The sequence below is a fragment of the Rhizobium rhododendri genome (assembly GCF_007000325.2).
In the GTDB taxonomy this organism is placed as follows: domain Bacteria; phylum Pseudomonadota; class Alphaproteobacteria; order Rhizobiales; family Rhizobiaceae; genus Rhizobium; species Rhizobium rhododendri.
The window spans coordinates 334,881-360,521 of sequence record NZ_CP117268.1 but is presented as its reverse complement, the minus strand read 5'-3'; the positions used below and the strand labels follow the sequence as shown (position 1 = coordinate 360,521).

Sequence of the window (25,641 nt, the reverse complement as noted above, 5' to 3'; positions counted from 1 at the left end):
GCCGAACTACGAGCCGATATCTTGTACTGCTGCCATCGGCGCGCTGAACGTCGCGGTGAACCCCGAAGGGAGATAGGACTTCTCGGCGTGTCCCGTCCCCGCGATCCCCATGCGGATCAGCCTCGAGCCGAACCCGCGCCTGATCGGCTCAGATATCTCCGGCCCGCCGCTTTCGGTCCAAACCATCGACAGGGTCGGGACACCGTCAAGATCATCGACCGACCACTTCACAGAAACCCGGCCCGACCCGTTCGAAAGAGCTCCGTACTTGATGGCGTTGGTGGCCAGTTCGTGGAGGAGAAGGGAGAGCGATAATCCGGCCTTGGGACCAAGCGTAACCTTCGGGCCGTCTAGGTCCCGACGCGTCCCGTCGGCGTGAAGGGTGAGCACGCTGAGCATCACGTCACCGATCTCGGCCGACGACCAATTCTCCCGAAGCAGCACGTCATGTGCCCTGCTGAGAGCCTGAAGCCGACCCGTAAACGCATCGACCGCATCGCGCTCAGTCACGTCTTTCAATGCCTGGGCAGCGATCGCCAGCACCATCGACAACGTGTTCTTCATGCGATGACTGAGTTCGGCGGTGAGAAACTTTCGCTCTTCCTCCGCCTGTGCCATGGCTCTCGTTTGTGCGAGCATTTGTTCGCTCAAACTGCGTTGAACCTCCGCCTCTTCCGATTTCTCGCGCAGGGCCTTACGCAGTTCAAGCTGTGCCATGACCTGCCGCGCGAGCAGACGGAGTGTGTCCTGCTGCAACTCGTCGAGGACCATCGGCTCGTACCCGAGAACGCATACTGTACCGATAGGGAGTTCGTCTTCCGTCTTGAGGATCGCGCCAGCGTAGAAGCGAAGATGCGGCTCGCCTGTCACCAGAGGATTGCAGTCGAAACGCTTGTCCTTGGTCGCATCCGGAACCATCAGAAAGTCGTTCTCGAGGATCGCTTTGGCACAGAACGAGCTGTCGAACGGGGTGGACCTCACCCCCAACCCGACCTCGGCCTTGAAAAACTGCCGCCGATCCCCGATCAGGTTGACGGCGGCAATCGGTGTGCCGCACAAACGCGACGCGATCTTTGCAATGTCATCGAAATCCTTCTCCGGTTCCGTGTCCAGAACGTCATAGGAATACAACGCGGCGAGCCGACGTTCTTCGGGGAAGTCGACTTCGAGATTTTTCAACGAGGGATTTCCTTGGCCTGACAAACTCAGGTCTCCATGGGATTGATATACCAACGCACGATGTAAAGCGACGAATATCGGGGTAGGATTCAGCCCGCCGCCGTCCTGATGACCGCCAGCACCTCGCGCTCCGAATACGGCTTGCCAACAAAGCCGATCGGCTGCCACTGCATCGCCATATGCCGGGTTCGTTCGTCGAGGTTCCCGCTGACGAACAGAGACGGGATGTTCCACCTCTGCCTCAGCGCGGCGGCCGTAGCGACGCCGTTCGACCCACGCGCCAGGTTGATGTCCATGATGGCGACGTCGATCCCTCCGTCCACGCTTTCGGCGATAGCTAGCGCCTGGGGCATGTCGGAGGCCTGGCCTACCACCGTATAGCCAGCATCCAGCAGCATGTCTTCGAGGTCGAGCGCCAACAGCATCTCATCCTCGACAATCATAACCCGCAAAGCCGTCATCTGTCGTTTCCCTCGAAGGCCAGCATGAAGCGATAGCCATCAGGAGCATTGGCCTCTGCGACAACACCGCCGAGCTGGGAAGCCATGGTGGCTATCAGTCTACCCCCCAGTTCGTCGGACCCCATTGGCGAGGCCACGTCCGACCCCGACACCGTTAGTTCTATCCGACCTTCGGCAGTGGTCTTCAGTGAAACGGTAATCGGATTTTGCTCGTCGGCCCCTCTCAACGCCCCGGCCAGAAGCTCGTTGACGATGACCGATATCGGTATAGCGCGTTCGGTGGGCAGCTCCAACGCGTCGGCATCGACGATGATCGCCTTGGGCCCGTCGCCCACGAGATCAAGGCAGAGCTTTGACAAGTGGTCAGCCATGTCCACGCTGAGCGAATTATGGTTTCGATAGAGCCGTTCGTGTACGGATATGATGGCTCGGACGCGCGAAATCGCCCGGGCGAAGGCTTCGTTCGTGGCAGGGTCCCGTAGTTTTCGCGCCTGCAAACGCAATGTGCTGATAACCAGCTGAAGGCTGTTCTTCACGCGGTGGTTGACCTCGGCGAGAAGAAGTTCCTTCTGCTCGATCAGCTCCCCCTGTGCGGCGAGGGCGGCGCTCAATTCGGCCTCTCTGAGACGGTCTGCGGTGACATCCATCAGGACACCGATCATGCGTACCTTTCCCGTTGAGGTTCGCAAAACCTCGCCTCTCGACGTGACGTGCCGCACTTCCCCGGACGGCAGGAGGATACGGTAATCGAACTTCATCGCCGTTCTATCCGGGCACTCCATCACGTCGGCGACGACCTTCTTCGTGGAGAGCAGGTCGTCGGGGTGCATCCTGGCAAAGAACGGCGCCGCGACGGGGCCGCCCTCGCCGGGCTCGAAACCAAAGATCACGTCGACCGAATGGCTGCGCCTCCAGATATCGGTCTCCGGTTCGTATTCCCAACTAGCGAGGTCGGCGGCGTGGAGCGCTACGCGAAGACGGGCGTCAGTCTCCTTGGCCTTCAGGACGCTCTCGGTGACGTCCATGGGATTCTGGATGATGTATTCGATCTCGCCGTCGTCACCGAGGACCGGAGTGTGGACAGGGGTCCAGAACTTCTGCGTGAATCGCCCGTCAGGTTGGGGGATGTCATACTGGATGACCGCCATCTCATGCGGCTTGCCGGTCTCTATGACGTGGCGCAGAGAAACTTCGAGCGGTCCCTGCTCGACAGTCCCCGCTGCATCGGGGTTTTCGGGGAATGCCACCAGGATATTCTGACCGACGATATCGGCCAGGCTGCGGTCTGTCAGCGCCAGGTATGCGTCGCTGGCTCCGACGATCATGAGGTCGGTGTCGAGAACCAGATATGGCTGAGGCATTCCTTTGAGGATGGCCGCGAAATTCGTGTTGGACATGGACATTTAGAGCGGCACCCAAGATTCTTTTCCGTCATGACAGACCATCAGGCGTTGAAGTCCTTTCAATAAACCGCTCCCGGAAATAGAGCGGCGATCTCGGAGGGCAAGTCGTAAGGCTCTGTGTTGAAGTACCTGGACCTGTCAAACAGCGATGGTCTCGTACGTGAATATAAGCGATCCGACAGACGGCTCAACCTTCTTCGTCTTTTGCTTTCGAGGGGACCATCCCTCGGCGGTCGTCATAGGGAATTTTCTCCTGGCGATATCCGCCGTGATCGGCCTGGCTTCAGTCTTAGCGCCGGCCGCACGTTCCAAATTGCTGACCTCCCGATCGAAGCCCCGCCGTCGACATGCAAGGTCTGTCCGGTGATGAACGCGGCATCGTCGGAGAGCAGGAAACCGATCACGCCGGCTACTTCCTCGGCCTGCCGAAGCGGCCCATAGGAATCGCTGATAGGTATCGCGCTTCACCGTTGCTTCCGATAGGGTTATTTGTACGGAACAATTCGGTCTCCGTGGGTCCAGGCTAAATTGCATTGACGGTGATGCCGTCCATAGCGAGTTCCAGCGCCCAACTCCGGGTGAAGCTGACAAGTGCTGCCTTGGCTGTGGCGTAACTCGTCCGCTCAACGTCGCCGAGCACCGTGAGACTCGAGATATTGACAACCCGGCCCCACCCGCATGACTTCGTCGAGCGTCTCGACGGCGATGTCGCCGACAGGTTAGACAGCTTTTCGCCTTGATAGGATACGAACCGAAAGTCACCTGCGCGAATTGCTATGTACCTACCAATGCTCTTCTTTTTGTGCGCCCGTGGCGCTGGCTCTTTCGATGCTTTACGTCGTTAAAACTCGGAATTTGCCGAGGTAATGGTATGCATGATTTTTGCGAGCCCGCATGTCCAAAAAATCGTGATTCTGATCCGTGACTTGGTCCGGTTCGGGCAAAAATGGGTACTTTTTTGCCCAGCCATTGTTGCATTCTTAATAGGAGTGCTCCATATCAATGATCAACAACACCCGCTACGCCTCGGACGGAACCTCGGTTTCGAAACTTCGCACCCCAGCGGGTTTTTTGTTTTCTGGCGGTTTCGAATCCGCCTATGAGATGGTATGAAGTTTTAAAAGCCATCCGTTTCTATTCCCGATCAAATTGCCTGGCTCGAAGCAAGGGGAATGGCCGTTCCGGATCTAGGCGACGCAGCCCATTGCTCCAGCACATAAGCTACTACCCGCTACGGTACTACTGGCTTCCGTTCGAGGGTATCCCACACGCGACTGGCGAACATAGGTTTTGATATACAACATCCTTCGACGATGTGTTGGAGATACACATTCTCGATAGGCGCCTTCGACTACTCGTGATGGATGCGATCGAGAGAATCGAAGTGTCTTTGCGAGGCGGTTGGGCGCATCACGTCGCGATGAAATACGGGCCGCACAGCTATCTTGATCCTGGCCTCTATCACCGAGCAGACCGATATGCTCAGGCCTTCTTGAAGCTAATTGAGGATCTGCGTAGGTCGAAGGACACTTTCATCCTCCATTATAAGAATAGATATGACGATCCTGAACACCCGCCGGTCTGGATGACAGCCGAGGTAATATCGTTAGGGCAGTTTTCGATGTGGTACAGCAATCTAAAGAATCGATCCGACCCGCCAATTACATGCAAGGTGGCCGATGTCTTTGAATGAACCACAAGCCCTTAAAAAAGCACTCATACGGTTCACCGGATACGTTGATCTGTACTACAATTTATGCGTAAACTCTTAATGGTGCAACGTTGGGATGCAACCGGCTTAACAGGAGCTGCAGGCAGTTAAAGTTGCACCGATTGCTTTGACTGGCGACGACGGCGCAGCTTGATTTGTATGCAGCTACGGATGTCAACTGAAACATTGTCGGTTTTTGGCCGGGGCCGCGGTTGCTTTCAAGAAGCGGTGTATGAAACTCTCGTCCAGGGGTGTCCCGTACTCACGCGATGTACGTTCTTCGGTTGGCAATTCAGCGAAATGCACCACATTCACGTCTGTCTTGGCGCCCATTGACCGCCATCTCAATGTTTGTCTATTTTAGTAGACATTGTCGTTTACAATAGCTTCTAAAATAGACAAAACTGCCGGCATATTTGCCATTATTCTCCGATGTGATATATCCTAAAGTAGATATTAACGTCACTTGTGTATGCCATGGCAGAGAATGCGAATTCCTTTTTGTCACTTTCGCTAACGAGTCGATCAGCGTTGCAATTGCTTGCGTCCGAGATTCAGGCAGCTCGAAAGCTTCGCGGCTGGACAGAGGCCGATCTCGCCAAACGAACCGGATGTTCGCGGCTGACGATCCGCGCGATCGAAGCCGGCAAGCCAACCGTTGCAGTCGGATACATCTTCGAAGCAGCGACGATGGTTGGGTTGGCCTTGTTCGGAGGCCCCTTTGAGACGAAAGCCCGGCTTTCGGAAACTAAGACAAAACTCGAGCTTCTGCCAGCACGTGTCCGACATCAAAAGCCGGAGCTGAAAGATGATTTCTGATCCCAGCGAACTTTACGTCTGGATATGGTTGCCGGGAGAAATCGAGCCAGTCGTCGTGGGGCGCGTAGTCCGTGAGAGGGATCGCTATTTCTTCAACTATGGTCGCAGCTACCTGGAGAGAAAAAAGGCAATCGCCATTTTTGATCTCGACCTGCCGCTCGGCGCGGGCGTCATCGAACCTCCGGCCGATCATTTTCTCGCACCATCCCTGCGCGACGCATAGCCTGACCGATGGGGCCGGCGCGTTATAGTCAATGAATTGTCGGGACTGAAGCAGGACGCGATCGACGAGGACGCCTTCGGCGAGATGACATTCATGCGCCATTCCGGTTCAGACAGAATCGGTGCGCTGGATTTTCAGGAGAGTGCGACGGAGCACATTGCTCGCGAGGGTGACCATGCGACGCTGACGGAGTTGCAGAGTTTCGCCGATAAGGTGGAAGCCGGGGAACCGGTCCCCGAAGGCTTGCACCGTGCCATCCTTCATGGCAGCTCGATCGGCGGTGCGCGCCCAAAGGCGCTCATCAGCGACCACCAGGCGGGGAAACCAAGGAAGCTGATCGCTAAATTCTCGGCCACGAATGACACATTCGCGATGGTCAAGGCGGAATTTGCAACCATGCGCCTGGCAGCATGTGCTGGTATGTCCGTGGCGCCGGTAGAAATAGATAGAGTCTTGGATCGCGATGTCCTTCTCGTCGAACGGTTCGACCGCATTTCCGTCGAAACGTCATGGCGGAGGCGTGCAATGGTCTCCGCCCTGACATGGACACAGGAGAATGAACTCGCTGCCCATCATATCTCGTATCAGATGCTCGCGGAGATCATTCGAGCTCGGTTTTCCGATCCATTGGAAAACCTGACCGAACTTTTCTCGAGACTTTGCTTCAACATTCTCGTTGGAAACACCGATGACCATGCAAGAAATCATGCAGCCTTCTGGGATGGGAAGACACTCAACTTGACGCCCGCATATGATATCGCCCCGCAACGCCGGGGAACACCAGAAGCCAATCAAGCAATGATCGTCTCTGGAGGAAGTCGCGCTGCGAAGTTGATGAACGTCTTGGCTGTCGCGCCGTCGTTTTTGCTATCAAAGGCGCAAGCTCGCACGATTATCGATGATCAGATCGCCGCAATCATCGCCAACTGGCAAATAATCTGCGAGGAGGCTGGCATGACGGCAATTGAGCGACGTTTTTTTGAGGGGCGCCAGATCCTCAACGGCTATGCCTTCGACGGCTACGGCCGCGCCCCAAGGCTTGGCGAATGAGAAATGCGGCCCAGACTTCGTTTTCGGATATACCCGTTGTGGTGTGAGTATCCAAGACAAGTGCCTCATGTCTGCGAATCAAAAAACCGCCACGCGAAACGGAAGGCCACTGTAGTTCGTGGAATTTTGCCCTCAGCCAAGCCCTGCTCGCCTTTTGGTGACACGGTTAACGGAGCCGTCTCGGCAGAGGAACGTTTCTCCCTGGCAATGATCGATACCATCCGCCCGCGCACTTATGATTGAAGTTGTCGCGGAGGGCGCGGAAACACCTAAACATGCTGATGTCTTGCGCGATCTTGGTGTCGATGTCTTGCAGGGCTATGCGCTCAATCGACCTGAGCCTTGGGGCTTCCTAACCGGCAGACTGTCGCTGCAGGATATGACCGTGAGGAAGCACTTAAAGAATCGCCTTGTGTAGAAATGCCGCGTCAGTTCCAAGTCAATGTCTTCGGTGCCGTTTCAGTCACCAAGGCGTTCCTGCCTCATTTTCGCTGACGGCTTAGTGGCTTTGTCGTCAACGTGACGTCGATGGGCGGAATGACCACCATTCCCGGGATCGTCTACCTTCAGCTTGACGCTGGAGGCTTCTTTACCTGCTGCCTCGCGAGACCAACCGCCGGAAAGAAATCCTTCAAGGCACTCCTGCAGTGTTTCGACATCTAGAAAGCCAAATTCTATTTGGTCGCGGGACGGATCTGGGCGCATTTTCCACCCCTGCATCGGTCACCATTTGATCGTAGCGCAACGAAGGCCCGATGCAACCGTTCGTCCGCCCGCGGACAGAGGCGCCGGGAATGTGGAAAAGTGCTGATCGTGGAGTAGGGTTGCTAGCCCATCGATCCTATCAAGCGACAGAATTCGGTCTCAGCAAGGCCGTATGCCTCACCTGCGAACGCCTCAAGCCGTTTGCGGTCCCGGATCGTTACGAGGCCTCGCGAACTGTAGACCAGGCGATCACCCTCAAGCTGATGGAGAGACGTCGTCACGCTCTGCCGCCTTACGTTCAGCATTGCGCCTAGGAATTCGTGTGTCACAGGCAGCTCGTTTCCAGCCGTCCTGTCATGCACCATCAAAAGCCATCGAGCGAGCCGCCTTTCGACGGAATGCGTCGTATTTGACAGTGCGGTGAAACTGGTCTGGACGAAAAGGGCCTGCGCGTATCGACTCAAAATCTTTCGAAGTGCCCTACTCGCGGCGAGCGCCTCAAAGAGATGGTCGTTCAATATTCGATTGCCCTTGCCCTCCACCTGCATGAAGACCTTGAACGGGGCCTGGTCGTCCTCGAATAGACTATTTGGTGGCGACATGCCTTCCCGGCCGAAGATCGCAACTTCGACCTCATGTCCAGCTGGCGAGACGGCCACCACAGATCCAATTCCCGACTCCAGAAAAAAGCTGTATTCTGCCGCTTTATTCGGTTCCGCCATCTCGAACAACCTGGGGAGTTCGACTGGCTCGAAGTTGGCGACTAATCTTTTCCTGTCCGGCTCTTCCATTAAGGCTATCAGACGATTGAACATTATTTGGTTCTCCGTGGTGGTCTGGAGAAATATGTTTCGTGACGACATTCTGACAAGATCGCTCTTACTGCACCGAGGCGAAAACCAATAGTGAAGCAAAGGGACGCCACCTTAACGCCCCGAAAAGGCCCGGCCCGACTCAGTCTTTAAGTTGTGTCATTGTGCGTTGTTCCAGCTGTCACTCGTTCGACAGCAGCACTGACCCGCGGCTGGCTGACAAGGCAGCCAGAAATTTGGCGGCGATGTCGCCCACCAACAAGCGTTCACGGTTCTTGCAAACACGATGACGGCCCAGCTCGGCGCGTCAATCGACATGCCGTTCAATCATCTAAACAGCAGGTTATCCTCCATCTACTCTATGAGCTAGCGCTCTGAGCGGATCGTGTGGGAAGCCTGAAACAACAGCGCACGCAGTAGCTATTTCGGCGGGATGGACGGGCGGCCGATCGCTGAAAACATCGCTTCAAATCAGGCAACAAACTTTCCGACGGTGGTGTAACATCGCGCGGATTGCGGCAGCGGATCGTTTTGGCGGGACGCGTACCTCGCAGCTCGCATAAGAAAACAGACTTGCTGTCTGGACATCACTGCCTCGCATGTCTTCAGACATTTGTCGGCGGGTACCAACTCGTCCGGCACGCTGAAGAATTTGACGGCTACCCCGTCACTATTGATGAATTTGTCGAGCACGCAAGGGATGGCCGGCTTGGATAGCGGCGCTTGATCGCCGATGCAGCGGACAAGGCCGGCTGGGGTATGGGCATCGCTGCCGCCATCCTCAACCCACCACTGTTCGTCATAGTTGGCCAGCTGGTCGCAATCGGCGAAGCCTTCCTGACGCCGATGGAGCGCAGTTCTTGCGCCACACCCTCCAGCCGCCGGACCACCTGGTTGAAACAACGAGACCCCGTTTCGTGGATGGGAAGTTTCTGGGTAATGATGACACAGTCCTTGGTGCAGTGGCTCTCGTGTTGCATCAACACGGACGCGTCACCGGCTTTTCATAGCGGAGTTAGGCTTCCCAAATCGAACGTGACGGTCGTAGCGCTTGATGGGATGCGAGCCGTCGACGCCGTGCTTATCGCCGCTCTAAACAATTGATCAGAAGCGATCCAGTGACTGGGAACATCAGGCCATGGCCCTAAATTTTCTTAGGTCTGCGCGACTACATTGCTGTATAGCCGCCATCGATGGTCAGCACCGTGCCGGTGAAGTAACTCGATGCGTCAGTGGCGAGAAAGAGAACGACATTGGCGATTCGCGCGGCTCGCCGAGGCGACCCATCGGCGTCATGTGCATCCATGTGTCGAACCACTCCGTGTTGCTACGGCCGCGCAAGGTCAGCTCGGTGGCGACATAACCGGGTGCGACGGCATTGACGCGCACGCCACTCCTTGCCCATTCGACCGCCAGCGACTTGGTCAACAGATTCACGCCGGCCTTGGCAGCGTTGTAGGATACCTGCGGCTGGGGGAAGACGGTGACCTCGCCACAGATGGATGAGATGTTGACCATCGAGCCGCGCCCGGCAGCCACCATGCGGCGCCCGAACGCCTGGGCGCAATGGAAGACACCGCCGAGATTGATATCAAGCACGGACTGCCAGTCGTTTCGGCTCATGTCGAGAGCCGGCGCATTGCGCACAATACCGGCATTGTTGACCAGCACATCAACAGAACCATGCTGCGCATAGATTGTTTCCACGACATCTGCGACCATCGCGGTTTTTGTGACGTCGAGCGCGACGAAGGCAGCCGCACTTCCGGACCTGACGATCGCACCGACGACAATGTCGCCCTCCGTCTGATCCAGGTCGGCGATGACGACACGGGCACCAGCATCGGCCAGCCGTTCGGCGATCGCCCGGCCGATGCCGCGCGCTGCCCCCGTGACAACGGCCGTCTTGCCGTCGAGGCGGAAATCGGCATCACCCATGTCGTGTACCTCCCTGTTCGAGAACCGATTTCAGCGCCGGATAGTGTACCCGGTACTGCTGATAGAATTCGTTGTGGAGTGCCATTTCGCGAGGCTGCGGCTCAATGCGTTTGCCAGGGCGCACCCAACCTCTCGGACCTTTTCAAAAGCGATATCATATTGCTCTCTGCGGGCACTGCGAAGGTGAACGCCACGCGCGCGATCTTGAAAGCTGGGTTTATAACAGGCCTCGTGATCGACGCCGATAGCGCGCGACAATTGGATGTAATTTTGCAGCGCTAGCGGCAGACCTATCTAGGACACGGTCGACGTTCCAACGACATAAGCGGCGGGCATTAGCCTCGAACCATGACGAACCACGGACCTGTCGTGAAACTCCAGCTCCGACCGATCGTCGCCAGTCAGCCTCGGATCGAAGCCATTTAGATGAATGGTCGATCGCTTCGTGATCAATCACTCAATATCTCGCTACCCTCCCCATCTACATTTCTGCAGCGCTGTCTCAGGAACGGTGTCGGCAGCCAAAGTCCAAGCCGCTCTGCGCGGTCGCACGCCATGCATCGCAGAACAGCACGACGCTGCCTGTTTGGAGGCACGGTGCGATTGTACCGGCGGCATAAGAACAGTATATGGTTTCAGCGCATCCCACCTTATCGCTCAAAGCATTAAACGTCTCTCTTTCACGTCTAATTATGACAATAAAAGCATATCGTACCGCTCTTGGCCATTGCGTATCTTTCTGACCCGAAATATTATTCCCACACACAAAGGGGAAACGCCCGTTCTTGAGACCAAAAATATACTACATTTCAAAAATAGCATCTCGTGAGCAGCTGTCTTATGGCCATACATGCCTACCTGCAAAAAAACATTGGTAAAAACGAGGTGACAGACGTCCAAGAGATGCTGGCAAAGTTTGCTGGCGAACGAAACTGGACGATTGCCACCACCAGCGTCGAGACCGAGGGCGGCGCGACATACAACTGTCCGGGCCTTTTCCACCTATTGGCAGTCTGCAAGCCCGGCGACATCCTCCTGATCGCCCAAGTGGACCGTCTTACCCGTCTGAACGTCGAAACCTGGGATCAGTTGCGCTCCGAAATCAACGCCCGTGGTGTTCTCGTGGTATCTCCGGACCTGCCGACAACGTGGGCTTTCGGATCGGCGGAACCGACTGAGCTCTGGGGACCTATGAATCAGGCGATCAACAGCACCCTTCTCGACGTCCTGGCCACCGTTGCGCGTAAAGCGCAAGAAAATAAGCGCTGGCTTCAGCGTCAAGGTATCGCCGCTACCAAGGCGGCCGGTGGTTATCGTGGCCGTCCGGAGAACACGCGGCGCAACGACGAGATCATAGCGATGCTTCGAAGTGGGAGGACCTGGGAGAGCGTGCGGAATAAGGTCCGATGCTCGAACTCCACAATCGCGCGAATGGCAAAACGCATAAAGACCGAGCCGGTGGACGAATGACCGTCCCCGGCTGCCGCTGAGGCCAAAGCCTTTGGACTGTGGGCGTCCGCCATTCGGGCTTTCGGCGCAGGTGTCAGCGGCGGTGCCGTCGCAAATGGCATCCCCGTGCTCCACCGACCGGACCATCTGCAGTAGGTAGGAATAAGCCGCACCTGATGTCCTGGTCGTGACCGCCGGTTATTGCCCGTCCCCGGATCATCGGTGCAATTGCGCTATAGCGTTGCGAAAGACGCAGCGCGGCTGTCTCGCGCAATTGCCTTTTGCTGTCGGAAGCAGCAAGACATACTAGGTGTACTGGAGACGGGTGAATACGCCCGGAAGAAATGCAATTGCGGACTGGGATGACCGGCGCCTGAGGAAATTGTTGATGGTATCTGCCGATCGGCTCGTTCTGCCCTTTTTGGCTTTGCCGCGCGTAACAAAGCGCGCCTTTGCACTCCTGGTCGACTCCAGCCTTTGTGTCCTTACGGTGTGGTTTGCCTATTGCCTGCGGCTTGACGGGTGGGTAATCCTTGAGGGCGTCGAATGGGTCCCTGCCTTCGTTTCGCTCCTGCTCGCGATCCCGATCTTCATCGTGCTGGGGCTCTACCGCGCGATTTTCCGTTATGCCGGCCTCTCGGCGTTCATGACGGTGGTGAAGGCGGTGGCGATATACGGCCTGGCCTTCATGACGATCTTCACCGCGATCAGCATTCCAGGCGTGCCGCGTACCGTCGGCATATTGCAGCCGTTGCTGCTTCTGATCGCCGTCGGGCTGTCGCGCATGTGGACACGCTATTGGCTCGGCAACGCTTACCAGCGGCTTCTGAACCGCAATTCGCTGGCAAAAGTGTTGATCTATGGCGCTGGTGCTTCCGGAAGGCAGCTCGCCGCAGCTCTGTCCAATAGCTCGGAGCTAAATGTCGTAGGCTTTCTTGACGATGACAGGCACCTGCATGGCAGTATCATGGCCGGGCTGCCGATCTACGATCCCGCCGACCTGCCGGCACTCGTTGCTACCGGCGAAACACGCGATGTATTGCTGGCGCTGCCGAATGCCACAAGGCAACGCCGCAACGAAATCCTGGAGGCGATTCGCAAGGCCCGCGTCACCGTCCGCACCATGCCCGACCTGACCGCCTTGGCGCAGGGACGTGTGGCCGTCTCAGACTTGCGTGAACTCGATATCGAGGATCTTCTTGGCCGCGATGTCATTGCGCCCGACCAGGCTTTGCTCGACCGCAACATCCGCGGAAAGGTCGTCATGGTGACCGGTGCTGGAGGCTCGATCGGCAGCGAGCTGTGCCGCCAGATCGTCAAGAACCGCCCCTCCAGCCTGCTGCTGGTAGAGCAGAACGAATTCGGCCTCTATCTCATTTTGGGCGAGCTGGAAAAGGCGGCGCTGGCGATCCAGGATGCCGAGATCCGCATCATCCCTTTTCTTGCCTCCGTTCGCGACGGGCCGCGTCTGGAGCAGATCATGACGGCGTGGAAGCCCAGCACCGTCTATCACGCTGCCGCCTACAAGCACGTGCCGCTCGTCGAATATAACCCTGCCGAGGGTATCAAGAACAACGTCACCGGGACCGTCGCCGCAGCCACGGCGGCGCAAAAGGCTGGCGTCGAGAATTTCGTCCTCATCAGCACGGACAAGGCGGTTCGTCCGACCAATATCATGGGCGCGAGCAAGCGACTGGCGGAGATGGTACTGCAGGCCCTCGACGCTGATCGCGTCACCAGCGGCACGACCACGAGTTTTTCGATGGTCCGCTTCGGCAACGTGCTGGGCTCATCGGGTTCCGTCGTGCCGCTGTTTCGCCAGCAGATCCGTGACGGTGGCCCGGTTACGCTCACCCATCCGGAGATCACCCGCTATTTCATGACAATCCCGGAAGCCTCGCAGCTGGTCATCCAGGCCGGCGCCATGGCCTCGGGCGGGGATGTCTTTCTGCTCGACATGGGAGAACCGGTCCGCATCGTCGATCTCGCCCGCCGTATGGTCGAGCTCTCCGGCTTCAGTGTTCTGGACGACGATAATCCCGAGGGCGATATCGAGTTGCGGATTACCGGCCTGCGTCCCGGCGAAAAACTCTTCGAGGAACTGCTGATCGGCGACAACCCGCAGCCGACGCCGCATCCGCGCATCATGCGGGCTCGCGAGGATTTTCTCAGGTGGCCGGAATTGTCCGAACGCCTGGCGGCGCTGGAGAAGGCTTTGGATGAAAATGACATTCCGCTCGCCCAGAGCATCCTGAAGATGCTGGTCTCCGGCTATGCCCCGAATGGAGATGTGGTGGACCTGGTGTTTCGCGAACGCGAGGGAGAGGCCGCCGCATAGACCTGCTCGCGGTCTTTTGTGTTTGCTTTGAGCGCCTGGAAGCTTCTAGCGGCTGATCCGCTGGCATCCCCATGTCGCATAGAACCACCGTCGCAGCTGGTCGTGAGCGCGGAACCAGTGGGTTGTCATGCGCAGCATGAAGTGTCGCTTGGCAGCCCTGTAATGCGACCTCTTGCCGATCGTCGTATCTCTTCGATGCGGACTGAATGTTACGAGATTGTCTTCTGTCGAAAACGTCTGGACACCAGTCGACCAGCCGCGTTCGAGAGCGACATCGTAGGGCAACAGAACCGTATTCAACCTTTTTACCAACTTCAACGCCGCTTCGCGCGTGACGATGTAGCAAGCAGCCGAGCCCTGGGGACCATGCAGGCAGCGGCCGACGACATCGCCGAGGGTGGTCATAGCGACTGGTCTGAAACCGACCTTTCGGTGATTTGCGAGCTTGATGACGCTGCCCTCGGTGCCAGGCACGGCCGCCACGGCCGCCATGGCCCGCGGGATAAGTGCCGCGTTGAGGTCGACATCATCCTCTATGATGATGGCCATCGCGTCGCCACTGGCAACGAAGGTTTCAAGAGCCAGCAGGTGGCTTCGATAACAGCCGTATTCGCCGGCGAGGATCGTGCGGCCGTTGTGATAACTGAAGGAGCGGGGATGAAAGCCGACCCGCTCCTCCGCGAGCACAGATTGGCCGTCTACGGCTGCGACCCGAACGAGGTTCAGGCCATGCTGGACAGCCTGGGTGCGGAGGCGATCCCAGCGCTCGATGCAGCGATCCAGATTGATAACGTAAATGAGGAGCGGAGACGCGGGGACTGCCCTGTTAATTCCGCGACAGGCATCCTTTCGCTCGACCCGTTCAAGCATTCACTCAACTCCCGACAGATCAGCACGACTAAGGTCGCAACATCCAAAGAAGACGTATAAGTCATAGTGCATAGTGACCCCGATTGCGAGTCCTGGCGTCGTCTCATAGTCGACGCCCCAACGAAAGCTGCCCCGACAGCGTGGGGCGACCGGAGTTGTCACCGCAGGGCACCGCAAAGCGGACCCCGCCGTCGAAAGCCTAATCCATAGCCGGCTGTCATCTGCGAACACCACTTAGGTTTGACGAAAGAACAGATTCGATCTGTCGGCTAACAGCCGACGTCGTCAAGCAGTCATCCGCATCCCCCTGCGTGTAAAGATGCCGGATGCAGCTTTGACAGGAAGCTATTTCCCAACTCATCTTGAATTTTAGTATATTTGAACTGTGAAAGCTCAAAGCCCCTGCTTAGCCTATAGTCGCCGGCGTCACGAAAGGCGACGGCTCAAGAAACGGCGACGTGCGCCACATGGGTAGGGACGGGACAATGAAACTCCACAAGGGACTGCTTGCCAGCTTGTTCGGCGCAATGACACTGGTTGCTGCCTTCGGAGCCAGTGCGGCCGACAAAAAAGTCGTCGTTGGCTATCAGACGGATGCCTTGCCGTCGTCGGTCGGCATCGCTAACGGCGCCTTTGCCAAGGCGACCGGCTATGACATCGATTTCCGTAAATTCAATTCTGGCGCCGATATCTTTGCCGCCATCGCCTCCGGTGACGTGCAGGTCGGCTATGTCGGTTCCAGCCCCTTTGCAGCGGCGACTTCGCGCGGCCTGGCCGTCAAGGCCTTCTACCTCTCGTCGATTTCGGGCATCGACGAAGCGCTTGTCGTGCGCAATGGCTCTGGGATCAATACGCTAGCGGATCTGAAAGGCAAGAAGCTGGCGGCCGCTCCGGTCTCGACTGACCACTACCAGCTTCTCGCTCTCATCAAGAGCCTCGGCCTGACCGAAAAGGACGTTCAGGTCTTCGCCATTCCCCAGCCGCAGATCGTTGCGGGTTTCGCGCGCGGTGATATCGATGGCGGCTTCGTTTGGGATCCAGCGCTGACTGAACTGAAAAAGAACGGCAAGGTGCTTATCACCTCCAAGGAGGTTGCCGACAAAGGAGCGCCGACCTTCTCCGCCTGGGTCGCCGCTACCGACTTCGCCGACAAGAACCCCGGTTTCCTGAAAAACTTTGCCGGCGTTATCAACGCCTCCTATGCTTCCTTCGCCAACGACAAGCCCGCTTGGGGGCCGGACAGCGACAACGCCAAGCTGCTGGCCAAGCAGCTCGGCGGCACGGCGGAACAGCAATCTGCCGCACTGAAGAACCTGACATTACTGACACCTGAAGTTCAGGCTTCCGATGCCTGGCTCGGCGGTGGTGAGAAGTCCGGTGCGGCCAAAATCCTCAAGGATACAGCAACGTTCCTTAAGGACCAGGGCAAGGTCTCGGACGTCCTGCCAAGCTACGCCGCCTTCGTCACGCCGGACGCCGTCGTCGCGCCGAGTAACTGATAGCAGCTGTCCCGCGCTGTCGTTATTCGCAGCGCGGGAAACGAATTGGATTTCACATATGCTGAAAGTCGAACGCGCCTCCGTCTATTTCAAAGCGCGGGATGGCCGCACTGTGCATGCTCTGGACCGGGTGTCTCTCGACATCCCCGACCAGGGTTTCGTCGTTGCACTGGGTGCTTCCGGCTGTGGCAAGTCGACCTTGCTGCATGCCATCGCCGGATTTCTGCCGCTGTCGGAAGGCAAGATAACGCTGGACGGCCGGCCGATCGAAAAGCCCGGTGCCGACCGTGGCGTCGTGTTTCAGAAAGATACGCTCCTGCCCTGGAAGTCGGTCCTCGACAATGTTGGCCTGGGGCTGAAATTTGCGGGCGCCGGAAAATTCGAGCGCCGCGAGAAATCGCAGGAGCTGCTGCAGCTGGTTGGTCTCGGCGAGTTCGGCAACGCCCTGCCTCATGAGCTCTCCGGTGGAATGCGCCAGCGCGTCGGCATCGCCCGGGCACTGGCGACGGAGCCGGATATCCTGCTCATGGACGAGCCGTTCGGCGCGCTCGACAGTCTGACGCGCGAGCAAATGCAGGAGCTTCTGGTGTCGATCTGGCACCGGACGCGAAAGCGCATCTTCTTCATCACCCATTCGATCGAGGAGGCGCTGTTCCTTGGCACAGAACTGATCGTCATGTCGCCGCGCCCAGGCCGGGTCGTCGCTAGATTCAGCCTCGATTTCGTCAAGGATCTTGCCAAAAGTGGCGATGCGCGGGCGATCAAGACATCGTCCAAATTTGCCGATCTGCGCGAAGAGATCCGCACCATCATCCACAGCACCGACGACGTCAGGAGCGCTGCCGAATGACCGAACTGACAGAAGCAGCGAGCATTCTCCATCCCGAGGCGGAGGCGACCCATCGCCTCGTCAAGATGCGCACCTTCGGCATAGGCGAGCGATCGACTGCACCGATCAGCATCATCACCGGTATTTTGCTCTTGGCCGCCTGGTGGGGCGTGGCGAAATCTGGGCTCGTCGCCCATCTCTTTCTGCCGACGCCGGAAGAAGTCGTGAAGCAGGCAGTCGCCGTCTACAATGACGGCTATGCTGGCGCATCACTCTGGGAGCATGTCTCGGCCAGCCTGTTTCGAATTCTCTCTGCCGCGTTCGTTGCCTGTCTTTTCGGCGTGCCCGTCGGGCTGGCCATGGGATTGAACCGCTGGGCCAAGGGCGTACTCGACACGCCCATCGAATTCTACTGGCCGCTGCCGCCACTCGCCTACCTGCCGCTGATGATCATCTGGCTCGGCATTGGCGAGACGTCTAAGATCACCCTGCTGGTTCTGGCGATGTTCGCGCCAATCTGCCTGTCTGCCCAGGCCGGTGTGCGGTCCCTACCGATCGAGCGGGTCAACGCTGCGCTGTCGCTGGGCGCCAGCCGCTGGAACCTGTTTTTCGACATCGTTTTGCCCTCGGCATTGCCGGAAATCCTGACGGGCATCCGCATCGCGCTCGGCGTCGGCTGGGGAACGCTTGTGGCGGCCGAATTGATCGCGGCAACCCGCGGAATTGGGTTCATGATCATGTCGGCCTCGCAATTTCTGGCAACGGATGTGGTATTCGTCGGCATCGGCATCATCGCCGCTTGCGCGTTTGCCTTTACGCTGGTGATGCGTGCCTTGGAGGCATGGCTCGTGCCCTGGAAAGGCAAGAGCTGACGCTCCTGTCAGTCGAAACCTCCGCGGAACAAAAGAGAGTAGGTCACCATCAGGAAGCTGGCTCAAGATGCGCGAGTTTCGCCCACTTGACGATCTCGTGCGGCTTTGCAATTCATTGGCAGAGGTCGCCGAAGAGGGCTATTTTTCCTGCATTGGGTGCCAGGATCGAAGTAGCGAGATACTGTTGCAATGAGGTCATTGCTGCTGCTCGATGAGCCGACCTCGGCGCTGAATGCGTCCGTCCAGGCCGGCATTCTCGACCTGCTCAACGATCTCGCGGTATCGCATGACATGACGCTGGTCAGCCATGATCCCGGCGTCATCGGACATATGACCAGGCCATAACGATGGAGAAGGGGCGCATCATCGGCGACGCCGACCACGCTGCGCTCGTCGCGCAGGCATCGGCCGTGCGTTAACGACGCCGCCGATAGCGCAGAGAAGACAAGCTGCCGTCCAGTTCGGAAATCTGCGCTAGCAGCTCGTCGGTGGTGCCGTCCTCGCAATCGTCACTTCCAAAGCAGCGGCGCGCCTCGTGCAGATTCAGCCTGTCTTCCAGACTGTCGCGGCAAGACCGAAGGCGACCGAAATAGCGCAGGACGCTCATAGCGTTCTCCATGTCAGACGTGGATGTCTCCGCGGAAACGGTTCTGTCAAATTAGTCTATCCAGCGAGTAGACTAAAGAAATGCAGCCCCGCTCCTGTCGCAATTCTTGAAAAAGATGACCACCGGGTGCCAACCCTCGGCTCTAGATCATCCGGCAACGACCCGCCGCTAAGGACGGATGCGCAGGACGGCGCGATGTGAGCGGCCGATGTCGAGATCCGCGGCGACGCCCCCATGCAGATCGATTGAGGAGACGCCCTCGCCACGCGTTTGCAGACGGCCCTGCTCCGCGCCATGGTCTGGCCCGACGAGTTCGATAATCGACGTGCCGATGGCGATGCGGATATCCTCGCCGGATCGCGTGACGGCATCGTCGCCCAACAGCGCGCGATAACGGCCGGCGCTCGCCGCAATGTCAGCGACATCGACACGAACGACGGCGATGCCCTCAGCGCGGTTGGCGTGCTTGCGGTGCTCGCCTAGAGGCACGCGCAAATCCCGCGCGGTGACATCGCCGCACCAGAAGGGCAGGTCGCGCGTTTCCGGCCGAACGATCTGCCAATCTAGCCTTACGCCATCCGGCCGCACGCGTCCGCCGGAGGCGGGCTCTGTTAAGCTGAGGCCCCGCGCCCGGGCGGCGGCGATACCCGCCTGCGTGTCGTCGGGAGCAAGGGCGAAGTCGACAAAGCCCTCGCCGGCCTCAGCAAGCAGCGTCCACCACGGATTGCCGGGATCGGGCCGATGATAGGCGATGACCTCGAAATAGGCGCCATCGGCAAACACCACCAGCGCATTATGCGATACGCCGCCATGATGCACGCCGCCGGGATAAACCGTGAAGCCGAGTAGCCGGTAATCCGCAACGGCCCGCGCCAGATCGTTGACGGCGATGACGATATGGTCGAGGGCAAAAGCCATGGCTTGGTTTCCTTTGCGGCAGGATCGTGGGAGAGGTCGGACGCGCAAGCCCCTTCAGGCCGCAGGCGTTGGCTCTCCGAGCGACAGCATCAAGCGGTTGGCCCAGTTGAAGAATGCTGCGCCATGGATGACGTCGGAAATTTCCAGATTGTCCAGCCCCTCGGTCCGCAAGCGCTCAATTTCGGCAGCTCCAAAAACGGAGGGCGTGGCCGTCAGCGCCACGGAGGCGGCGACGATGGCATTCCAGCGGCTGCCGAGATCGGCATCGGTGCCCTCATCGAGAAGCCGCTGCACATCCTCCGTTCGCCTGGAAAAATGCGAGGCAAAACGGGCATGCACCGAGGCGCAGAAGATGCAGCCATTGGAGCGCGATGCGGCGGCGGCGGATAGTTCGCGCTCGGCGCGCGGCAAGCCGGACCTGGTGTTGTAGAAAATGTCTTTGTCCGCCTTGGTGCGGGCGCCCAAGATGTCGGGATCACGGGCAAGCAGCATGAAATAACTTGATTTCGCGCGGGCCGCATCGACGAGGCCGGCCCAATGCCGTTCGGTCAGGTCGGCCTCTTCCAATGGCTGAAGCCAGGGTGTCCAGCCGATCTCGGCCTGGGTAAAGGCGTTCGGGCGATTGTCGATATCGGTGTGGATGATCGTCTCGGTCAAAGTTGTCTCCTACGTGTTCACGGTTGCCGTCGTGTTTGGAGCAGCCAGTCGCTTGGTGCCGGCAGCGGCCAAGGCGGTCAGACCGCCAACCACGCGGATCTGGAAGGCCAGGAAGGCGACGATCTGCGACAGTGTGACGATGGCCGTCGTGCTCCAGCCGGCATCCAGCAGCCTCTGCAACGCCGCGGGGCCGGCCTCGCGCGGCCGGAACACCAGCAGATGGCTGTGCTGCAGCGCTGCCGTCAGCGTCTTGCCAAGCGTCACGGCGTTGAATTCTGAGATGGCGAAGGCCGGCCCCGGCTTGTCCTCCGCCGAAAGCGGCCCGCTCGGGAAGCGTCCGTAAGGCCCTTGCGTCCGTCCCTTTTCAACCTCGGCCTTGATGGCGCCGAGAAGCGACGCGCCGCCAGGAATCTCGGCCAGGCCCGAGGCATAGAAGTCCGCCACCGCATCGGCTCGATGCAGCCCCGCGACGAAGGCGGCCACCGTCAGGCGCTCAGTCCGACTGACATCGCCCGGCTCGGTTGGCTCGAACAGCTCTAGATAGCTCTTCTGGGCATTGGCGCGTGTTTCAGGTCGCTCGCTGCGAATGCGATCAATCTTGGACCCGGAGCTTATTCTGGTCAGGAGGTCGATGACGTCAGGTGTTGACGATGTCATGGGAATACCTTTCTGTTGAAAACGCGATCACATGGTTGCCACACTGAGGCGCCCAAGCGGTCGAATCGACTGCCCGCTCCAGCCTAGCGCCGGCGCGACTTCGCTGGCGATCAGCTCGAGCGAGCGCAGGATATAGGCGTGTGGTGGATCGACGGAGTGCACCTGGAAGACAAGATCGGTGACGCGCGACAGCGCCGTGTCGGCCTTTAACGAGGCAATGACATCATCCGGCGTCCCGACATGCACGTCGAAGGCCTTGATCAGGCCGGCGGTCGTCCGGTCGGCGATGACATGGCCGCTAGCGACAAAGCGCTCGACGCTGCGCTGAAGGCCGATTTCCGCCAGATGCAACGCCTCTTGCCGGTCGTCGGCGACAAACAGGCTGCGAGAGCCGAGAATGCGGGGTGCACGCCCGGTCGGCAACGCCGCAAGATAGGCGTCGATGATCGGGTTCTGCAGGTCCCAGAGGGTTGCAGACGGTGCCTCCTCCGGTCGCGGTTGGGTGCGCGACAGCATCAGGCCGTCGCCATCGCGGCCGGCCCTCTCGCCGCCGCCGACAGAGAAGGTCGCCTGCCAGACGCGATCCCCGAGGGTCGGCGCCCCCGGATAGAGCCTGTTGCCCCCCGGCAACTCGCCGCCGCTCCAGGCATTGCGGATGGTGGCGAGGTGGCTTGCATAGACGGGTCCGCGTTCGGCGCTTTCAAGGCCAAAGGGCAAGAAAGCTTGCGGCGTGCCACCGGTGCCAAAGCCGACCTCCAGCCGACCACCTGACAAGAGATCGAGCACGGCGGTGTCTTCGGCCACCCGCACGGGATTTTCCATCGGCAGGGTGATGACGCCGGTGCCGAGCCGGATGCGCGAGGTCCGGGCGGCAATATCGGCGAGCAGAATGAGCGGCGCCGGCAGGCCGCCTTCCTCCCCGTTAAAGTGGTGTTGCGCCAACCAGGCGCTGTCGAAGCCGAATTTCTCGGCATGGATGATCTGTTCGCCGACAAGGCGATAGCGGGTTTGTGCGTCCGTCTGGTCGAGTACGCGGCTGAAGAAGCCAAGGCGCTTTGGCTGAGAGCAAGCGGTCATGGGATTATCCTGCACTGGTAAGGGCGGCGCGCGTCAACAGCTGGTAGCGCTTGCCCGGAATGGCTTCGAGCAGCTCGCGGGTGTAGGCGTTTTGCGGATTGCCGAAAACGTCTTCCACCGCGCCATCCTCGACCAGCCTGCCGTTGTTGAGCACGGAGACGGTGTCGGCGATTTGTCGGACGACAGAAAGATCGTGTGAGACGAACAGATAGGTGAGGCCGAGATTTTGCTGCAACTTTTCCAGCAGCGTCAGGATCTGTGCCTGGACGGTAACATCGAGGGCGGACACAGCTTCGTCGAGCACAAGAATCTGCGGATCGAGGACCAGCGCCCGGGCAATGGCAACGCGCTGCCGCTGGCCGCCGGACAAAGCCCGCGGCTGGCGCTGCAGCACATCGGCCGGCAGGCCGACCTCTTCCACCATCGCCGCAACTCTGTCGAGCCGCTCTGCCGGCGCGATCCGCTCGAAATTCAAAAGTGGCTCCTCGACGATCCGGCGGATCGTCTGGTGCGGATCGAGCGAGCCGAACGGGTTTTGATAGACGAGCTGGATTTTCTTGCGAAAAAGCCGCAGCGTCTCGCCCTTCAGCGAAGCGAGCTCCAACCCATCGATGACGATCCTACCCGTCGTCGGGCGCTGGAAGCCGGCGACGGCGCGGATGGTCGTGGTCTTGCCGGAGCCGGATTCGCCGACAATGGCATGGGTGGTGCCGCGCCGGACGCGGAACGAAATGTCGTTGACAGCCCGAAAACCCGCACCCCTGCCCTGTCCAAACTCCTGGACGAGGTTTTCGACGACGATGATGTCCTTCGAGAGATCGTTCGCCGGCTGCGTATCGTCTGTCTGCTGCGCGGCAATGGCCGCAAAGAGCCTTCGTCTGATGTTAAGAGACGGCGCATCCGCCAAGAGCTGACGGGTATAGCTGCTTTTCGGCTGCCGCAGAATTTGGGCGGTGCGGCCCTGCTCCTGGATGACGCCGTGCTGCAGGACGACCAGCCGGTCGGCGCGGTCGACGGCGACCCCGAGGTCATGGGTGACAAGCAGCACCGCCGTCCCCGATTCCTGCCGCAGCCTGTCGATCAGCTCGAGGATGTGCCGCTGCACTGTGACATCCAGCGCGCTGGTCGGCTCATCGGCAATGATCAGCGATGGCTTGAGAGCGATGGCGATGGCGATCAGCACCCGCTGCTTCATGCCGCCGGACAGTTCGTGGGGATATTGCCCGGCGCGAAGTTCGGGCTGATTGAGGCCGACCCGATGCAGCAGTTCGATGGCGAGCTTATAGGCCTGCGCACCCGAGGCCTTGCCGTGGATGGTGAGGATTTCTGCCACCTGTCGGCCTATTGTCTTGACCGGGTTGAGCGCATTGCCCGGGTCCTGAGGGATAAGGCTGACGACCGAACCGCGAATACCGTTCAATCGCTTCTGCGGCCATCGTGCAATGTCCTGGCCATTAAGGCGGACGCTGCCGCCTTCAAGCCGGCCGTTAGAGGGCAGCAGCCCGATGATAGCCTGCGCCGTGGAACTCTTGCCGGAACCGGACCCACCGACCAGCGCCACAACCTCGCCGGCGGCGACGGTAAAATCGATGCCATGAACAGCGGTGCGCCATCCGTTCCGGTCCTCGTAGCCGACCGTTAGGCCGGAGACGTCGAGGGCATGCAAGGCGGCGTTGTTAACTGTCTGAACGATGGTCATATCCGCGCCCTCCCAATGGCTTGGCTGACACGATTGACAGAGAGTACGACCAATACGACGACGATGCCGGGTGCGGCCGTCAGCCACCAGGCGGTCGCGATATAATTTCGCCCCTCGGCGATCAATAGCCCCCATTCGGGTGTCGGCGGCGGTGCGCCGAAACCGAGGAAGCCAAGCGTTGCCAGCTGCAGGATGGCCCAGCCGATCTGCAATGCCGTAAACCCGATGACGGATGTCAGGGAGTTCGGCAGGATATGGCGCCAGAGCACCTGTAGGAAAGTGCCGCCACTGCCGAAGGCGGCCTCGACATAGTCGCTGCGGCGGACGGTGACGACCTCCGAGCGCACCAGCCGGGCAAAGCTGGCGATTGAGGTGACGCCGACGGCGATGGCGGCGTTGGTCGTACCGAAGCCAAGTAGCGCGATGACGCTCAGCGAAAGCAGCAGCGCCGGGATCGACAGCAGCACATCGACGAAGCGCATGATGGTGGCATCAACCCAGCCGCTGAGCGAGCCGGCGAAAATACCCATCGTCGTGCCGACGACAAGCCCAATGGAGACGGCCGCAAGCGCGCCTGACAGCGAATTGATCGACCCATAGACGATGCGACCGTAGACGTCGCGGCCGAGCGAATCTGTGCCGAGCAGATGCAGCGCGCTCGGTGCCTTGAGCTGCTGGCCCGGCTGGCCGGCAAAGGGGTCGTAGATCGTGAACAGACCCGGCACAATGGCCCACAAAGTGACGACGGCAAGAACGATGATGCCAAGGATCAGGCCCGGTTGGAGACGACGGATCAACCCGCGAGAGCGTCGATGTTCGGGCAGCAGGACTGGTGCTGGCGCAGCTGCGCCAACGCCGGTTTCCGCTGTTTCGACGGTATGTCCGGCTACATCGAGAAGGCTCATCGGATCCCTCCAAAAGCAACTCTCAGCCTCGGGTCGAAGACTGGATACAAGAGGTCAACGACGAGGTTGATGACCACGAAGGCGGTGGCGGAGATAACGACGATCGCCTGCAGCACAGCGACATCCTGACTATTGACCGCCTGTTCCGTCAGGCTGCCGATGCCATTCAGCCCGAAGACGGTCTCGGTAACGACGGCGCCGGCCAAAAGTTCGCCGAACAGTACGCCAGCGACGGTCATGACGGGAAGCGCCGCGTTTTTGGCGACATGCCGCCAAAGCACCCAGGCATGCGACGCACCCTTGGCACGGGCCACCGAGACAAAGGGCCGCGTCAAGACCTCATCGATGTTTCGCAACAGGATTTGCGCCATCGGCGCCGAGATCGGCACGGCAAGTGTCAGCACCGGCAGGATCAGACCCTGCCAGGGGCCGGGGTTGATTACCGGGACGAGGTGGAAGCGAAACGAAAACAGGTGAATGAGCATGATCCCAAGCCAGAAGGCCGGTACAGAGATGAAAAGCGCCGGGATCGACTGGATGAGGGTGCGCAATCGTCCGAAGCCGGCGATGTTGGCGAGCACGGCGATGACCATGGCAAACAGCGTTGCGGTCGCAAAGCCGAGGCCGGCAAGCCACAGGGTGGCCGGTAGATTGGTGGCAAGCTCGGAGCTGACCGGAACGCCGGCCTTGAACGAATAGCCGAAATCGCCCGTCAGAAACTTGCTTATGGCGCGAAAATATTGCTGCAATATCGAGCCATCAGCAGCGTAGGCGGTACGGAGCTCCGCCAGCTGGTCGGGGCTGAGGCCATAGTCCGGATTCTGAAATTTGATCAGCACCGCATCTCCAGGCATCGCCTGCAGCAGCAAGAAGGAAACCGTGAAGCTTACCCAGAGTACCAGCACCGCCTGCCCTACTCTCAACATGATATATCTTGGCATGACAGACCTCATCAACTGCATT

At 59.2% G+C, this 25,641-nt stretch carries 23 protein-coding genes and 5 pseudogenes; 13 read left to right on the top strand and 15 right to left on the bottom strand.

Annotated features, from left to right (window positions below; translation table 11 throughout):
* Nucleotides 1–6 precede the first annotated feature (6 nt).
* The 4 genes and pseudogenes from PR018_RS19455 to PR018_RS19440 all read right to left on the bottom strand — a co-directional run.
* Nucleotides 7–1,347, bottom strand: coding sequence for a sensor histidine kinase (locus tag PR018_RS19455; RefSeq protein ID WP_224153342.1), 1,341 nt, complete (start codon nt 1,345–1,347; stop codon nt 7–9).
* Nucleotides 1,269–1,640, bottom strand: a complete 372-nt coding sequence (locus PR018_RS19450) for a response regulator (protein WP_142832377.1) — start codon at nt 1,638–1,640, stop codon at nt 1,269–1,271. The genes PR018_RS19455 and PR018_RS19450 overlap by 79 nt, the downstream gene beginning before the upstream one ends.
* Complete coding sequence (locus PR018_RS19445; RefSeq protein ID WP_142832378.1) at nt 1,637–3,043, bottom strand: sensor histidine kinase; 1,407 nt, start codon at nt 3,041–3,043, stop codon at nt 1,637–1,639. The genes PR018_RS19450 and PR018_RS19445 overlap by 4 nt, the downstream gene beginning before the upstream one ends.
* Nucleotides 3,044–3,357: 314 nt before the next feature.
* Nucleotides 3,358–3,719, bottom strand: a pseudogene (locus PR018_RS19440) (SDR family oxidoreductase); the annotation flags it as partial.
* A 639-nt stretch (nt 3,720–4,358) separates the two neighbouring features.
* Here PR018_RS19440 and PR018_RS28490 point away from each other — a divergent pair.
* From PR018_RS28490 to PR018_RS19425, 6 genes and pseudogenes are all read left to right on the top strand, one after another.
* On the top strand, nt 4,359–4,736 hold the full coding sequence (locus PR018_RS28490; RefSeq protein ID WP_142832379.1) for an Abi family protein: 378 nt from the start codon (nt 4,359–4,361) through the stop codon (nt 4,734–4,736).
* 495 nt (nt 4,737–5,231) lie between these two features.
* Entirely contained in the window at nt 5,232–5,573 is a 342-nt protein-coding gene (locus tag PR018_RS19435; protein ID WP_142832380.1) for a helix-turn-helix domain-containing protein, read from the top strand.
* Complete coding sequence (locus PR018_RS28395) at nt 5,563–5,796, top strand: hypothetical protein (protein ID WP_244615581.1); 234 nt, start codon at nt 5,563–5,565, stop codon at nt 5,794–5,796. Before PR018_RS19435 ends, PR018_RS28395 begins: the two co-directional genes overlap by 11 nt.
* Nucleotides 5,797–5,832: 36 nt before the next feature.
* Entirely contained in the window at nt 5,833–6,846 is a 1,014-nt protein-coding gene (locus PR018_RS19430) for a type II toxin-antitoxin system HipA family toxin (RefSeq protein ID WP_244615582.1), read from the top strand.
* A gap of 214 nt (nt 6,847–7,060) precedes the next feature.
* Nucleotides 7,061–7,264 (top strand): annotated as a pseudogene (locus PR018_RS28485) (hypothetical protein); the annotation flags it as partial.
* Nucleotides 7,219–7,410: pseudogene (locus PR018_RS19425) on the top strand (SDR family NAD(P)-dependent oxidoreductase); the annotation flags it as partial. The pseudogenes PR018_RS28485 and PR018_RS19425, both read left to right, overlap by 46 nt.
* Before the next feature lie 263 nt (nt 7,411–7,673).
* Here PR018_RS19425 and PR018_RS19420 read toward each other — a convergent pair.
* On the bottom strand, nt 7,674–8,366 hold the full coding sequence (locus PR018_RS19420; protein WP_142832382.1) for a Crp/Fnr family transcriptional regulator: 693 nt from the start codon (nt 8,364–8,366) through the stop codon (nt 7,674–7,676).
* Nucleotides 8,367–9,086: 720 nt separating this feature from the next.
* On the opposite strand from PR018_RS19420, the gene PR018_RS19415 reads away from it, so the two are divergent.
* Entirely contained in the window at nt 9,087–9,467 is a 381-nt protein-coding gene (locus PR018_RS19415) for a hypothetical protein (RefSeq protein ID WP_142832383.1), read from the top strand.
* Nucleotides 9,468–9,531: 64 nt separating this feature from the next.
* On the opposite strand, the pseudogene PR018_RS19410 reads toward PR018_RS19415, so the two are convergent.
* A pseudogene (locus PR018_RS19410) lies at nt 9,532–10,301 on the bottom strand (SDR family NAD(P)-dependent oxidoreductase).
* A gap of 840 nt (nt 10,302–11,141) precedes the next feature.
* On the opposite strand from PR018_RS19410, the gene PR018_RS19405 reads away from it, so the two are divergent.
* Both PR018_RS19405 and PR018_RS19400 read left to right on the top strand, forming a co-directional pair.
* On the top strand, nt 11,142–11,771 hold the full coding sequence (locus PR018_RS19405) for a recombinase family protein (protein ID WP_142832384.1): 630 nt from the start codon (nt 11,142–11,144) through the stop codon (nt 11,769–11,771).
* A 367-nt stretch (nt 11,772–12,138) separates the two neighbouring features.
* Entirely contained in the window at nt 12,139–14,088 is a 1,950-nt protein-coding gene (locus PR018_RS19400) for a polysaccharide biosynthesis protein (RefSeq protein WP_219271039.1), read from the top strand.
* A 45-nt stretch (nt 14,089–14,133) separates the two neighbouring features.
* Here PR018_RS19400 and PR018_RS19395 read toward each other — a convergent pair whose 3' ends face one another.
* Complete coding sequence (locus PR018_RS19395; protein ID WP_279621454.1) at nt 14,134–14,958, bottom strand: glycosyltransferase family 25 protein; 825 nt, start codon at nt 14,956–14,958, stop codon at nt 14,134–14,136.
* Nucleotides 14,959–15,485: 527 nt separating this feature from the next.
* Between PR018_RS19395 and tauA the strand changes: the two genes are divergently transcribed.
* From tauA to PR018_RS19375, 4 genes and pseudogenes are all read left to right on the top strand, one after another.
* Nucleotides 15,486–16,457, top strand: coding sequence for a taurine ABC transporter substrate-binding protein (gene tauA, locus PR018_RS19390; protein WP_425064175.1), 972 nt, complete (start codon nt 15,486–15,488; stop codon nt 16,455–16,457).
* Nucleotides 16,458–16,515: 58 nt separating this feature from the next.
* Nucleotides 16,516–17,307, top strand: coding sequence for a taurine ABC transporter ATP-binding protein (locus tag PR018_RS19385; RefSeq protein WP_142831690.1), 792 nt, complete (start codon nt 16,516–16,518; stop codon nt 17,305–17,307).
* Nucleotides 17,304–18,158 carry an ABC transporter permease subunit gene (locus PR018_RS19380; protein ID WP_142831689.1) on the top strand — a complete coding sequence of 285 codons (855 nt, stop codon included), beginning with the start codon at nt 17,304–17,306 and terminating at the stop codon, nt 18,156–18,158. The genes PR018_RS19385 and PR018_RS19380 overlap by 4 nt, the downstream gene beginning before the upstream one ends.
* A gap of 198 nt (nt 18,159–18,356) precedes the next feature.
* Nucleotides 18,357–18,577 (top strand): annotated as a pseudogene (locus tag PR018_RS19375) (ABC transporter ATP-binding protein); the annotation flags it as partial.
* Here the strand turns inward: PR018_RS19375 and PR018_RS19370 are convergent.
* The 8 genes from PR018_RS19370 to PR018_RS19335 all read right to left on the bottom strand — a co-directional run bounded on the left by PR018_RS19370 (nt 18,574) and on the right by PR018_RS19335 (nt 25,619).
* Nucleotides 18,574–18,765, bottom strand: a complete 192-nt coding sequence (locus tag PR018_RS19370; RefSeq protein ID WP_142831688.1) for a hypothetical protein — start codon at nt 18,763–18,765, stop codon at nt 18,574–18,576. The pseudogene PR018_RS19375 and the gene PR018_RS19370 overlap by 4 nt on opposite strands.
* A 168-nt stretch (nt 18,766–18,933) precedes the next feature.
* On the bottom strand, nt 18,934–19,683 hold the full coding sequence (locus PR018_RS19365) for a VOC family protein (RefSeq protein WP_142831687.1): 750 nt from the start codon (nt 19,681–19,683) through the stop codon (nt 18,934–18,936).
* Between the two features lie 54 nt (nt 19,684–19,737).
* Complete coding sequence (locus tag PR018_RS19360) at nt 19,738–20,340, bottom strand: alkylhydroperoxidase domain protein (protein ID WP_142831686.1); 603 nt, start codon at nt 20,338–20,340, stop codon at nt 19,738–19,740.
* 9 nt (nt 20,341–20,349) lie between these two features.
* A complete protein-coding gene (locus PR018_RS19355; RefSeq protein WP_142831685.1) occupies nt 20,350–20,997 on the bottom strand; it encodes a CMD domain protein in 648 nt (215 codons plus the stop codon).
* A gap of 27 nt (nt 20,998–21,024) precedes the next feature.
* Nucleotides 21,025–22,074 carry a putative FMN-dependent luciferase-like monooxygenase gene (locus PR018_RS19350; protein WP_142831684.1) on the bottom strand — a complete coding sequence of 350 codons (1,050 nt, stop codon included), beginning with the start codon at nt 22,072–22,074 and terminating at the stop codon, nt 21,025–21,027.
* Between the two features lie 4 nt (nt 22,075–22,078).
* On the bottom strand, nt 22,079–23,773 hold the full coding sequence (locus PR018_RS19345; protein WP_142831683.1) for a dipeptide ABC transporter ATP-binding protein: 1,695 nt from the start codon (nt 23,771–23,773) through the stop codon (nt 22,079–22,081).
* Nucleotides 23,770–24,678, bottom strand: a complete 909-nt coding sequence (locus tag PR018_RS19340) for an ABC transporter permease (RefSeq protein WP_142831682.1) — start codon at nt 24,676–24,678, stop codon at nt 23,770–23,772. The genes PR018_RS19345 and PR018_RS19340 overlap by 4 nt, the downstream gene beginning before the upstream one ends.
* Complete coding sequence (locus PR018_RS19335; RefSeq protein WP_142831681.1) at nt 24,675–25,619, bottom strand: ABC transporter permease; 945 nt, start codon at nt 25,617–25,619, stop codon at nt 24,675–24,677. Before PR018_RS19335 ends, PR018_RS19340 begins: the two co-directional genes overlap by 4 nt.
* Nucleotides 25,620–25,641: the final 22 nt, after the last annotated feature.

Coding starts and splice junctions, on each gene's coding strand:
- PR018_RS19435 (WP_142832380.1), top strand. CDS start 5,232: ATGGCAGAGAATGCGAATTCCTTTTTGTCACTTTCGCTAACGAGTCGA.
- PR018_RS19355 (WP_142831685.1), bottom strand. CDS start 20,997: ATGACATCGTCAACACCTGACGTCATCGACCTCCTGACCAGAATAAGC.
- PR018_RS28395 (WP_244615581.1), top strand. CDS start 5,563: ATGATTTCTGATCCCAGCGAACTTTACGTCTGGATATGGTTGCCGGGA.
- PR018_RS19385 (WP_142831690.1), top strand. CDS start 16,516: ATGCTGAAAGTCGAACGCGCCTCCGTCTATTTCAAAGCGCGGGATGGC.
- PR018_RS19400 (WP_219271039.1), top strand. CDS start 12,139: ATGGTATCTGCCGATCGGCTCGTTCTGCCCTTTTTGGCTTTGCCGCGC.
- PR018_RS19445 (WP_142832378.1), bottom strand. CDS start 3,043: ATGTCCATGTCCAACACGAATTTCGCGGCCATCCTCAAAGGAATGCCT.
- tauA (WP_425064175.1), top strand. CDS start 15,486: ATGACACTGGTTGCTGCCTTCGGAGCCAGTGCGGCCGACAAAAAAGTC.
- PR018_RS19420 (WP_142832382.1), bottom strand. CDS start 8,366: ATGTTCAATCGTCTGATAGCCTTAATGGAAGAGCCGGACAGGAAAAGA.
- PR018_RS19370 (WP_142831688.1), bottom strand. CDS start 18,765: ATGAGCGTCCTGCGCTATTTCGGTCGCCTTCGGTCTTGCCGCGACAGT.
- PR018_RS19340 (WP_142831682.1), bottom strand. CDS start 24,678: ATGAGCCTTCTCGATGTAGCCGGACATACCGTCGAAACAGCGGAAACC.
- PR018_RS19335 (WP_142831681.1), bottom strand. CDS start 25,619: ATGCCAAGATATATCATGTTGAGAGTAGGGCAGGCGGTGCTGGTACTC.
- PR018_RS19380 (WP_142831689.1), top strand. CDS start 17,304: ATGACCGAACTGACAGAAGCAGCGAGCATTCTCCATCCCGAGGCGGAG.
- PR018_RS19365 (WP_142831687.1), bottom strand. CDS start 19,683: ATGGCTTTTGCCCTCGACCATATCGTCATCGCCGTCAACGATCTGGCG.
- PR018_RS19395 (WP_279621454.1), bottom strand. CDS start 14,958: ATGCTTGAACGGGTCGAGCGAAAGGATGCCTGTCGCGGAATTAACAGG.
- PR018_RS19405 (WP_142832384.1), top strand. CDS start 11,142: ATGGCCATACATGCCTACCTGCAAAAAAACATTGGTAAAAACGAGGTG.
- PR018_RS19350 (WP_142831684.1), bottom strand. CDS start 22,074: ATGACCGCTTGCTCTCAGCCAAAGCGCCTTGGCTTCTTCAGCCGCGTA.
- PR018_RS19450 (WP_142832377.1), bottom strand. CDS start 1,640: ATGACGGCTTTGCGGGTTATGATTGTCGAGGATGAGATGCTGTTGGCG.
- PR018_RS19345 (WP_142831683.1), bottom strand. CDS start 23,773: ATGACCATCGTTCAGACAGTTAACAACGCCGCCTTGCATGCCCTCGAC.